An 11,355-nucleotide genomic window follows, 5' to 3' on the forward strand; every position below is an offset into this window, starting at 1 on the left:
AGCAGTCGCTGGAGCTGGCGTTCCTGGTCGCGGAGATGCTGCGCTGAGCTGATCCCCGGTCATTCCGCTCGCCCGGCCGGCGCGTCGTCGGCGCCGCCCGGGCGAGCGGAGGATCAGCGGGGCTCGATCAGAACGGTTCGGCGGCGGCCCGGCGCAGCACCTCACGGGCCAGCGGGCCGTGCAGCGCCTCTACCGGCTTACCGGGCAGCGAATCATCGTCGGTGAAGATCCATTCCAGGATCTCCTCGTCGGTGTACTTGGCATCACGCATGACGGTGATCAGGCCGGGCAGGAACCTGATGACATTGCCGTCCTTGTCGAAGAAGATCTCCGGCACGCCGGCCACGCCGTCACGGCGCACGGCCAGGAGTTGATGGTCGCGCAGCATCTGATGCACCCTGGTCACCACGATGCCGAGCCGTTCTGCCACGTCGGGAAGTGACAACAGGGTCACCGAGGCGGGCAGAACATCGTCACTGCAGGGAAATGCGCTCACCCGGATAACGGTAGACGTTGCCGCCGACCACGTCGTGAGACACCCGGGGGCGTTCGGTCGATACCATCGTGGAGGCCGCAGAGCGCGGCTGCTCTTGTCGCGCGCAGCGAGGGGTGGAGAGGGTTTGTGAAAGCCGGAGGACATCAATTGATCGGCCACATGCTGGAAGGGCGTTACCGCATCGATGCGCCGATCGCTCGGGGTGGGATGTCCATGGTGTTCCGCGGCGAGGACACCCGTCTGGATCGCCCGGTCGCGATCAAGGTGATGGATCCCAAATTCGCCGGTGATCCGCAGTTTCTGTCCCGTTTCGAATTCGAGGCCCGCGCGGTCGCCAAGCTGAAACATCCGTCGCTGGTCGCGGTGTACGACCAGGGCGTCGACGGCGATCATCCGTTCCTGATCATGGAGCTGGTCGAGGGCGGCACGCTGCGCGAGCTGCTGCGCGAACGCGGGCCGATGCCGCCACATGCGGTACGCGCGGTGGCCGAGCCGGTGCTCGCGGCCATCGGGGTCGCGCATTCGGCGGGGCTGGTGCATCGCGACATCAAGCCGGAGAACGTGCTGATCTCCGATTCCGGTGAGGTCAAGATCGCCGACTTCGGCCTGGTGCGCGCGGTGGCCGCGGCCAACACCACCTCCGCCAGCGTCATCCTCGGCACCGCCGCGTATCTGTCGCCGGAGCAGGTCACCTCCGGTACCGCCGACGCGCGCAGCGACGTGTACTCCTTCGGCATCCTGATCTTCGAACTGCTCACCGGGAAAGTACCGTTCACCGGCGACACCTCGCTGTCGGTCGCCTATCAGCGCATCGAGAAGGATGTGCCGAGCCCGAGCCAGTTCATCGCCGGTGTGCCGCCGGAGTTCGACGCGCTCATCGCCCGCGCCACCGCCCGCGAACCTGCCCACCGGTTCGCCGACGCCAACGAGATGGTCGCCGAACTGCGTGCGATCAGCGCATCGCTGGAGCTGCCCGCCTACCGCGTGCCCGCGCCGCAGGAATCGGCCGAACACCTGAGCTCGACCTACCGGGCGGTCCCCGGCGCGAACGGTCCACGCCCGCCCGAGCCGCGCCCGCATCCCGTGGCACAGCCCCAGCACACCAGGGTGGTCACGGCACAGCGGCCGCGCACCGAGTTCGCCGCCGCACCCGCGCCGCCGCAGCACGTGCGCCCGCATCCGGGGCCCGCGCCGGCCTTCGCCGGTGACCGCGATAATTCCCGCCGGACCGCCGCGGTCTGGATCGCCATTGTCGCGGTGCTGACCCTGCTGGTCGGTGTCGGTGGTTGGTGGCTCGGGGTCGGCCGGTTCGAGGCGGTGCCGAGCATCGCCGGGATGGACGTGGAGAAGGCCACGGCGGTGCTCAGCAACGCCGGATTCGAGACCACCACCCGGCAGAAGGCCTCCGACACCATCCCGGTGGGGGGAGTGGTGGGCAGCGACCCGTCGGCCGGATCCCGGGTCACCAAGGGCTCGACCGTCGCGGTGCTGATCTCCAGCGGGAAGCCGCAGGTGCCCGAGGTGGCCCCGGGCGCGGACATCTCCGAGGTGAATCAGCTGATCCGCGATCAGGGCCTGCAACCGGTGGACGCCGGTGAGGCGCCGAGCTCGGCGCCCGAGGGGACACTCGCCAAGGTCGATCCCGCACCGGGCACGGTGCTGCCGATGGGTGCGCACGTGAAGGTGTACACCAGCAAGGGCTCACAGCCGGTGACGCTGCCCGACCTGCGCGGCAAGACCACCGAAGAAGCCCAGCAGATGCTCACCGACCTCGGCATCACGGTGAGCGGGAACCGTCCGCAGTTCGACCGCAGCGTGGCCGCCGGAGACGTCGTCGGTACCGATCCCGCGGCCGGAACCACCGTCGAATCCGGCTCGTCGGTGGTGCTGCTGGTCTCCGACGCGGTGAAGATGCCCGAGGTGCTCGGCAAGTCGGTCGCCGAAGCCCGTGACGTGCTCGAGGGCCTCGGTCTCACGGTGCAGGTCCGCCAGCTGGCGCCGCTGGACTCCTCGGTGGTGGTCTCCCAGACTCCCGCGATGAACGCCAACGTCCAGGCGGGCGCCACCGTCACCATCGTCGCGCTGCCCTGAACCCTCGGTCCGGCCTTGCCCGAAACGCGGCGCGGGCGCATTGTGATGTACCGAGTAGGGCCGGGGATGGTTCGAGGAGGAAATGGCCGATGGTGCGTGGCACCGTGCGATGGTTCGACCGCGAGAAAGGGTTCGGGTTCATCGCCCGTCCCGGTGGCGCGGATGTGTTCGTCGAGTACTCGGTGATCCTCGGCGAGGGTTTCCGGTCGCTGGAAGCCGGTCAGGAAGTCGAATTCGACGTGGAGGAGGCGCGCCGGGGACCCGAGGCGCGCGCGGTGCGGCCGGTGTAGGGACCGCTCAGCGCCCGGTCAGGTACGCGCCCGCGGCCACGCGCAGCTTGCGGCGCATCGGCACCACGGCGCGCCGGTCGAAGACGGCGTAGTCACCGTCCTCGATCTGTTCCAGGATCGCGCCGTACAGGGTGGCGGCGGTGCGGATCGCCGGGCGTACCCGCGGTGCCAGCAGTTCGATGCTGGGTGCGGCGGTGCGGTAGAGATCCCGGTTGACGGCGATGAGGTGGGCCAGTGCGCGCCGCACCCGTCGATCGGTGCGACCGGTGCGCCGGCACTCGGCCAGGAGTTCGTCATCCACCCCGAAGGCCGCGAGCTCGTCGGCGGGCAGGTAGACCCGGCCCCGATCGAGATCCTCGCCGATATCGCGCAGGAAATTGGTGAGCTGGAAGGCATTGCCCAATGCGGCGGCCGCCGGTTCGGCGTCGGTGACCGGGACGACGGTGCCGAGCACCGGTAGCAGTTGCAGCCCGATCGCCGCCGCCGATCCCCGCATGTACTCGTTCAGCTCGGCCATGTCGGCGTACCGGTTCCGGTACTGCGGGGCCGACGGGATATCCATCCGCATGGAGTGCAGAAATGTCCAGAAGTGTTCGGCCGCAATGCCGTAACACTGGATGGTGTCGGTGACCGCGAGCAGGATCGCGTCGCGGCGGCGATCGGTTGCGCCGAGCGCCGGGACGGCTGCCGCCGCCGGAATCAGTGCGATCCGGAGCCGATCCTCGATGAGATCGATCCGGGCGGTGAGCATGTCGTCCGCAGGCGTGGCCGATGACAGCGGTGCTGATGTGGCCGGCCCGTTGTCGACGATGTCGTCCACCATCCGAGCGAACGCGTACAGCGCGTGCACCGCGCGACGCTGCGGGGCCGACAGCAGCCGGGTCGCCAGGAAGTAGGTGCGGCCGTGTTCGGCGGCGATGTGGCGGCACAGCCGGTAGGCCTCGGCGAGTTCCGTCGCATCGGCGGGCCGCGGTCGATCGGCCCGAGGCCCGGCAGCGGTGAGGTCGATGCCGCTCTCAGCGCCGGTCATGGATGACGGGATCGGCCGGCGAGGGGACCGCCGGGCCCGCGACCGTGCGAGTGCTGCGCAGCCGCAGCGGATCGACCGTGCGCAGCGACAGCGCCGCCACCACCGCGGCGAAGGTCGCCGCGGCCACATGCCAGAAGTTGTACAGCCCGATCGAGCCGCCGGGCTGGAAGACCAGCATCAACCAGGTGCACAGCCCCACCAGCACCATGAGCGTGCGGGTGGACAGCGCGAACGCGGCGGCCAGCGCCAGCGGCCACGAGTAGTACCAGGGCAGCGCGGCCGGGGACAGGATGACGATGGCGACGAAGGCGATCAGGATGCCGAGCACGGCCTCGCGTTCGCTGTGCCGGAAGCGCCACCAGGTCCAGGCCAGGATCGCCACCAGCGCCGCGGCGCACAACGCGCGGGTCACGGTGAGCACCGGGTCGAAGGGCAGCGGGCCGATCCAGGTCATGCCGTGCGCCATGATGGTCGGCAGCGACAGCCAGTTGATGATCTTCTTCGAGCCCGACAGCGCCGTCAGCCAGCCGATGCCGACGCCGGCGGCCGCCGACGCGAGGGCGAACACCACCGCGAATACGCTCAGCCCGAGTCCGGCGATCTTGGCGAACAACAGGGCCGGATGCGGCAAGGTGCCGCCGGACTCCTTGTCCTGGGCGGCGCGCCGTTCGCGTTCGTGCAACATCCAGATCCACACCAGGAACGGCAGCGCGACACCGGCGGTGGCCTTGATGGCGACCGCGATCGCCACGACGACGATGCCGAGCACGTGCCTGCGCTCGAGCACCAGGGCGATACCGGCACACATCAGCCCGACCATCAGCAGCTCGTTGTGCACGCCGCCGATGAGGTGGATCAGCACCAGCGGGTTGAGCACGGCCAGCCACAGCGCGACGGTGGGTTTGCCGCCGAGATGCTTGGTCAGGTACGGGATGGCCCACATCATCAGCGCGAGGCCGGGCAGCATCACCAGCCGCAGCGCGATGGTCCCCGCGACGACGTTGTCGTCGGTGATGGTGGTGATCGCGCGCCCGATCAGCAGGAAGATCGGACCGTAGGGCGCGGTGGTGGTGGTCCACACGGTGCTGACGTTGTCCAGTAGCACACCGGGGTTGGCGACCGGACCCACCTTGTACGGGTCGAAACCGTCGCGCAGCAGCGCACCCTGCGCCAGATAGGAGTACGCGTCCTGGCTGAACATCGGCACCGCGAACAGCATGGGCGCGACCCAGATGCAGACGATCGCGCGCAGCTCGTTCAGCGTGACGCCCGCGCCGGAGTAGTTGCCGCGACCGAGCGTGGCCCGGCCGAGCCGCACCCAGGCGGTGATCATCATCAGCACGCCGATCCAGACGAAGATCGTCGACAGCGCGTAGCCGTGCCCGAACCGCAGCCACGACAGGTGCATCGCTTCCAGCAGCGGATCGCGTTTGCGCACCGCGCCGGCGCCGAAACCGCCGAAGGTGATCATGACCGCGCCGACCAGGCCCAGCAGTGCCGCATGTCCCTCGGGGCTGCGGGCGAAGTCGGCGGAGGTGCGTAGCCACGTCAGCAGCGTCTGCGGGCTGTCCGCGGCCGGTGCGGTTGGTGGTTTTCGGGATCGAGCCGCGGGTGTCGGGGACACGGTGGCCTGCGCCGGGGTAGTCACGTGGGCAGTCGTTTCCGGGGGTGGCATGTGGTGTCGTTCCCCCCGGGTTGGTCGGCGGTCGCAACCGCGAGCTGATAGGTCGGCGCTTAGTTTACGGCTTGTTCGCGCGGGGCTGTCCCGATGGTGCGCGGGGTTTCGTCTTCGCGCCGTTCCGGTGTCCCGATTATCCGGTTTGCCGCGAGTTTTCCCGACAGCAGCGCCGTCGGTACCCCGACGCCCGGCGTAGTGCCGCAACCTGCGATAACCACGTTGTCGCTGCCGCGGGGCAGATTACCCGGCCGGAACGGGCCGGTCTGGCGGAAAAGATGGGCCGCGGAGAACGGCGTGCCACTGAGCATGCCCTGCTCGAGCCAGGTCTGCGGGGTGTCGAGGTGGTCGAGCCGGAAGTGTTCGGCGATGCCGCGATAGCCGCGCTGCTCGAGCACGCCGAGTAGCTCGCGCAGGTAGGCCGGGCCGAGCATGGTCCAGTCCAGCGGCGCCGAATCCAGGTTCGGGCACGGTGCCAGCAGGGAGAACGGCTCGTACCGGCCGTCGGCGCGGTCGAGGTACAGGCCGGGATCGGAAAGCGCGGGTCTGGTCAGCAGCAGCGAGGGGTCGCTCATCAACCGGCCGCCGCGCGGTGCGGCGATCTCGGCGAAGGTGCGGTGCCAGGCGGCGCCGAAGTCGATGGTGTGGTGGGCCTGGATCGGCCAGCGTGCGGCGACGTCGGCCGGGATGGTGCCGTGTGCGACCACTGCCGACGGTGAGGCGCGCAGCCCGCGCCTGCGGCGCAGTCCGAAGCGGTCGATATCGCCCAGGTCGGCGGTGACGACCACCGCGTCGCAGTCGCGGGCCGTGCCGTCGGCCAGCCGGATCCGCCGGGCCCGGCGGCCGTCGTAGTCGATGCCGGTGACCTCGGCGCCGAGTTCCAGCCGTCCACCGGCGGCGACCAGCGCCTGCGCCATCGCCTCGGCGACCGCGCGCATCCCGCCTTCGGGGAAATAGACCCCGAGCGAGGTGTCCATATGCGGGATCGCCCCGTAGACGGCCAGCGCCCGGTCCGGCGGCAGGCCGGCATACAGCGCCTGGAAGGTGAACAGTCTGGTCAGCCGCGGGTCCCGGAGGAATCCCCGCACCCGTGGCCCGAGCCGCCCGAAGCCGCCGAGGCGCACCAGCTCGATCAGCGCGGCGCGTTTGCCCGGCAACCGCACCATGTCCAGCGGCGAGTCGAAGTTGGTGTCCATGAACTCGCCGAATTCGGCGCGGTAGATCCGGGCCAGCCATTCGCGCAGCCCGCGGTAACGCTGGGCCTCGCCGGGGCCGCAGGTCCGCGCTACTTCCGCCGCCATCTCGTCCGGGTCGGCGAATACCCGGATGTCGGAGCCGTCGGCGAAGCGCGCGTGATACGACGGGGCGAGTTTGCGGATGCGCAGCGGCGAGGCGAGCGAGGCGCGGTCGTGCCCGACGGCGGCCAGCGCGTCATCGATCAACTCAGGCAGGGTCAACACTGTTGCGCCCGAATCGATCTCGTAGTCGTCGAAGCGGTAGCGGCCTACTCGCCCGCCGACGTGGTCGGCCCGCTCCAGCACGGTGACCTGCCGTCCGGCGCCGGCGAGGTACAGCGCCGCGGCCAGCCCGGACAGTCCGGCGCCGATGACGACGACCCGATCGGTCGGTCCGGTCACGGTCCTCATCGGCGCGACCTCCGCGCGCGGCCTGCGCAGAAGAGGGCCTCGCACGCGTGGGTGCGCAGCGTGGCGCACCCGGGGAGCTGCCCGCTCATGCCGTGCGGCGGGTGGCGGCCAGCGCCATCGCGTGCAGGTGGTCCTTGGCGGCGGGGGTGGCGGAGCTGGTGTCGATGGCGGCCAGCGCACGCTCGGTGAGTTCGGCGATGCGGGCTTCGACCGCGTCGACGGCACCGAGGCGCACCAGCACCTCACGCAGCTGATCGACGTCCTCGCCGCTGAGATCGGTGCCGACCTTGGTGCGCAGCAGCTCGGCGGCGGCCGGGTCGGCCTTGTCGCCACGGGCCAGCGCCTCGGCGATGAGCACCGTGCGCTTGCCCTCGCGCAGGTCGTCGCCGGAGGGCTTGCCGGTGACCGAGGGATCGCCGAAGACGCCGAGCAGGTCGTCGCGCAGCTGGAACGCGATGCCGATATCGGTACCGAAGTCGCGGTAGGAGCGCACCAGCTCGGGCCCGGCGTCGGCGAGGGCGGCGCCCAGGTGCAGCGGCCGTTCGACGGTGTAGGCGGCCGTCTTGTACCGGTTGATCCGCAGGGCGGCGGCCACCGATTCGTCGCCGCTGGCCTCGCCGTGGATGTCGAGCAGCTGCCCGCCGAGCACCTCGGTGCGCATCTTCGCCCAGACGGTGGCGAAGCGGGCGACCGCCCGCGGGTCGAGCCCGGAGGCGTGCACCATGTCATCGGCCCAGGCCAGGGCCAGATCGCCGATCAGGATGGCCACGCCGGTACCGAAGCGGGGCGCGTCGCCGGCCCAGCCGCGATCGCGGTGGCGCTGCTCGAAGTCGACGTGCACGGTGGGGAAGCGGCGCCGGGTACGGGAGGCGTCGATGATGTCGTCGTGGATGAGCGCGCAGGCCTGCACCAGCTCCAGCGCGGCGCAGGCATTGAGCACGGCGGGCGCGTCCGGTCCGTCGGGGTCGCCGCCGGCGCCGAGCCAGCCGGTCCAGGCGAAGCCGGGCCTGGTGCGTTTGCCGCCGCGCAGCACGAACGATTCCAGGGCTTCGGCGGCGTCGACGAAGATCGGCCCCAGCTCGCCGACGGTCTCGCGACGGGTGGCGAAGAACGAGGTCAGCGCCTGTTCCACGGCGGCGGCGAAGGCGGGCGTCCCAGGGGTCGCCGAGGTCGGGCTCGGCCTGGTCGGGGTACCGGGTCCGGCGGACAGGATGACCTCCAAGGATGTCCGGGGAAGGGGTCGGCTCGGCGGATGCTGCCCGGCGCGCCGCTGCCGGCGGCCACGGCGGTGCACCCGCTCATGGTTCGAACAATACGCGTCCGGTCCGACGACGCTCCGGCCCGCAGGCCGCTCACCTCTACACTGAACCGGTGACTTTCGACAACGTGCGGGGACGTTCGACCCCTGGCCGGCCGTCCTCGACGCCACCGATCGTCTCGGGGACGCCGTCGGTCGTGCAGAGTTTGCGGCTGCACTCGAGCCGAGCGGTGCCCTTCTCTGTCGAGTTCAACCCGCCCCGTGACGCTGCCGGTGAGGCCCGGCTGTGGCGCGCGGTGCGCACCTTCGAACGCATGCATCCGGCCTTCGTGTCGATGACCTATGGCGCGGGCGGGTCCACCAAGGACCGCACCGTGCGGGTGACCGGTGAGCTGGCGGGGGAGACCACGCTGCTGCCGGTCGCCCACCTCACCGCGGTCGGGCACAGCGTGGCGGAGCTGCGGTCACTGGTCGGCGCCTACGCCGACTCCGGTATCCGCAATATCCTCGTGCTGCGCGGTGATCCGCCGGGCGATCCGCTCGGGGAATGGCACAAGCACCCCGAGGGCGTCGAATACGCCGAGGAACTGGTGCGCATCGTGCGCGATCTCGGTGATTTCCATGTCGGGGTCGCCTCGTTCCCGCAGGGCCATCACCGCTCGCCCGACCTGGACCACGACACCCGATTCCTCGCGGCGAAACTGCGTGCGGGCGCGGAGTATTCGATCACTCAGATGTTCTTCGACGTCGATCACTATCTGCGGCTGCGTGATCGGCTGATCGCCATGGATCCGGTCGAGGGTGCCAAGCCGATCATTCCCGAGCTGATGCCGATCACCTCGCTGCGCACCGTCAAGCGGGCCGAGGAGCTGTGCGGCAGGCCGCTGCCGCGTGCGGTGATCGAGCGGCTGGAGCGGGCCGCGGGCAGCGGCCCCGAGGAGGACGCGGCCGCGGTGCGCGCGGTGGGCATCGAGATCGCCACCGAGATGGCGCAGCGGCTCATCGACGAGGGCGCGCCGTGCCTGCATTTCATCACCCTGAACTTCGCCAAGGCGACCGGCGAGGTGCTCACCAACCTCGGCTACGGCGTCACGGCCGCGCCGATCAGCGCCTGAGCGGTAGACGTAGGCGGGCCGACGGCGTGTGCGCCGGCCACGGCAAGGGCCCGGTCGGTGCGTGCCCGATCAGGCGGCCCGCACCGACCGCAGCCCCCACGCCTCGGCGAGCAGCCGATGTGATTCCAGCCGGTCGCGGTGATCGTGGGTGATCCCGGTGATCAGCAGTTCGTCCGCACCGCTGACCCGCTGGAGCGCGGCCAGCCGCCGCACCACGGTGTCCGGTGAGCCGACCAGCTGGGTGGCCAGCCGGTCCTCGACCAGCCTGCGCTGGTCGGGGGTGAGCGGGGTCAGCGTCGCCGGATCGGCGAAATCGGCGGCACCCGACCCGCTGCGGATGCTGTGCACCCAGTGCCCGTACGGCGCGGCCAGGCGTTCGGCGGTGGCGTCGTCGGCGGCGACCACCACATCCGCCGACACCACCACATACGGCTCGGCCAGCAGCTGCGACGGCCGGAAGGCCGCGCGGTAGGCCGCCACCGCGTCCAGCGCGGTACCGGGGGAAACGTGGTAGGCGGCCGCGAACGGCAGCCCGAGCCAGCCCGCCAGCTCCGCACTGGCCCCGGCCGTGCTCCCGAACACCCACAGCTGCACTTGCGCGCCCTCACCCGGCACCGCGTGCAAGGCGATGCCCTCGGCGTCGACGTAGCTGCCGTCCAGCAGGGCCCGGATCTCGGCCACCTGGTCGGCGAACTCCGCCGGTTGCGCGCCCTGCTGGTACAGGGCTCGTTGTCCGGCAAGGAACTTCGACGGATCGGCGATGCGCAGTGGATCGAACGGCGGCGGGATCACCACGCCGTCGCGCACCTCGGTGCGGCCGCGCACGGTGTCGTCCAGCGGCCGGACGTTGCGGGCCCGCACCGATTCGGCGCCGTATTGCCTGGTGCGGTGCCCGGAGCGGCCGAGCCCGAGATCGAGCCGTCCCGGATGCAGCGCGTCGATGGTGCCGAAGGCCTCGACGATGGAGATGGAGGTGTGATAGCCGACCTGCACCGCCGCCGAGCCCACCCGGATCCGCGAGGTGGCGGCCGCGACCTGCCCGATCAGGGTGATCGAGGCCGAACTGGCCACCCGCGCGAAATGATGTTCGGCCAGCCAGAAGCGGTGATAGCCCCACTCCTCGGCGCGCCGGGCCAACTCGACGGTATTGCGCAGCGCCTGCTGTGGACTCGATCCGGCGCTGATGGGCGCCAGATCGAGGATCGATAGCGGAACCGTCATGCCCGGCGCTCCGCGCTGCCCAGCCGTGGGTCCTGTTCGCCCGCCTCGATCGCCACCCGCAGCCGGTTCTGCGCGGGGGCGACCGGGCAGGTCGCGTAGTCGGTGAACGCGCACGGCAGGTTGATCGCGCGGTTGAAGTCGAGCAGCACGGTGCCGTCGTCGTCCACCGCGCCGACGTCCAGCAGGCGCGCCGCAGGATAGGTGGTGATGCCGCTGGTGGCGTCGGTGAACAGCACCCGAAGCGCATCCGCTGTGCCGAAGGCGACGAGCCGTTCGACGACGTCGCCGACGCTGAATTCGATGACGCCGGCCGCACGGTGATGGTGTTCGAGCCCGGCCACCACCGCGCCCGTGGTGACGGTCGTCGGCTCGCCGAACGCCTCGAATCGTCCCCGCAGCACCCACCGTTCGTCCGGCGCGTAGGCGGGCACCCGGGCGAAGGCGGCCAGGGTCGGCGCGGCCGGATCGTGCACTCGCACCGCGGACTGCCCGCTGCGCCGGATAACCTCGAGCGCCCGGTCCTCGTGCCGGAT

The 11,355-nt window shown here is 70.7% G+C and carries 10 protein-coding genes; 3 read left to right on the forward strand and 7 right to left on the reverse strand.

The window, feature by feature from the left end:
- Nucleotides 1-127: 127 nt before the first annotated feature.
- Complete coding sequence (locus RJ05_RS08545) at nucleotides 128-496, reverse strand: Rv2175c family DNA-binding protein (RefSeq protein ID WP_036535256.1); 369 nt, start codon at nucleotides 494-496, stop codon at nucleotides 128-130.
- A 159-nt stretch (nucleotides 497-655) separates the two neighbouring features.
- Here RJ05_RS08545 and pknB point away from each other — a divergent pair, with 159 nt between their 5' ends.
- Together pknB and RJ05_RS08555 are read left to right on the forward strand one after the other, a co-directional pair.
- Nucleotides 656-2,587, forward strand: a complete 1,932-nt coding sequence (gene pknB / locus RJ05_RS08550; protein WP_051016355.1) for a Stk1 family PASTA domain-containing Ser/Thr kinase — start codon at nucleotides 656-658, stop codon at nucleotides 2,585-2,587.
- A gap of 89 nt (nucleotides 2,588-2,676) precedes the next feature.
- On the forward strand, nucleotides 2,677-2,877 hold the full coding sequence (locus RJ05_RS08555; protein WP_014350101.1) for a cold-shock protein: 201 nt from the start codon (nucleotides 2,677-2,679) through the stop codon (nucleotides 2,875-2,877).
- A gap of 7 nt (nucleotides 2,878-2,884) precedes the next feature.
- Here the strand turns inward: RJ05_RS08555 and RJ05_RS08560 are convergent, their stop codons facing one another.
- The 4 genes from RJ05_RS08560 to RJ05_RS08575 form a co-directional block, all read right to left on the reverse strand.
- A complete protein-coding gene (locus RJ05_RS08560; RefSeq protein ID WP_036535260.1) occupies nucleotides 2,885-3,907 on the reverse strand; it encodes a phytoene/squalene synthase family protein in 1,023 nt (340 codons plus the stop codon).
- A complete protein-coding gene (locus RJ05_RS08565; protein ID WP_081597231.1) occupies nucleotides 3,894-5,582 on the reverse strand; it encodes an alpha-(1->6)-mannopyranosyltransferase A in 1,689 nt (562 codons plus the stop codon). The genes RJ05_RS08560 and RJ05_RS08565 overlap by 14 nt, the downstream gene beginning before the upstream one ends.
- A gap of 59 nt (nucleotides 5,583-5,641) precedes the next feature.
- Nucleotides 5,642-7,228 (reverse strand): phytoene desaturase family protein, encoded by a 1,587-nt coding sequence (gene crtI, locus RJ05_RS08570; protein ID WP_036535263.1) that lies wholly within the window; start codon nucleotides 7,226-7,228, stop codon nucleotides 5,642-5,644.
- 85 nt (nucleotides 7,229-7,313) lie between these two features.
- On the reverse strand, nucleotides 7,314-8,450 hold the full coding sequence (locus RJ05_RS08575; RefSeq protein WP_036535265.1) for a polyprenyl synthetase family protein: 1,137 nt from the start codon (nucleotides 8,448-8,450) through the stop codon (nucleotides 7,314-7,316).
- Nucleotides 8,451-8,599: 149 nt separating this feature from the next.
- Here RJ05_RS08575 and RJ05_RS08580 point away from each other — a divergent pair, with 149 nt between their 5' ends.
- A complete protein-coding gene (locus tag RJ05_RS08580; protein WP_081597232.1) occupies nucleotides 8,600-9,601 on the forward strand; it encodes a methylenetetrahydrofolate reductase in 1,002 nt (333 codons plus the stop codon).
- Between the two features lie 69 nt (nucleotides 9,602-9,670).
- Here the strand turns inward: RJ05_RS08580 and RJ05_RS08585 are convergent, their stop codons facing one another.
- Together RJ05_RS08585 and RJ05_RS08590 are read right to left on the reverse strand one after the other, a co-directional pair.
- The gene (locus tag RJ05_RS08585; RefSeq protein ID WP_036535268.1) at nucleotides 9,671-10,822 is read right to left on the reverse strand and encodes an LLM class flavin-dependent oxidoreductase; all 1,152 of its coding nucleotides are present in this window, start codon (nucleotides 10,820-10,822) and stop codon (nucleotides 9,671-9,673) included.
- Nucleotides 10,819-11,355: DUF1684 domain-containing protein (locus RJ05_RS08590; protein WP_036535271.1), on the reverse strand; the 537-nt coding region annotated here is incomplete at its 5' end. The genes RJ05_RS08590 and RJ05_RS08585, both read right to left, overlap by 4 nt.

Origin of the sequence: Nocardia cyriacigeorgica NBRC 100375 (genome assembly GCF_000308555.1) — a bacterium.
GTDB classification, from domain to species: Bacteria; Actinomycetota; Actinomycetes; order Mycobacteriales; family Mycobacteriaceae; genus Nocardia; species Nocardia cyriacigeorgica.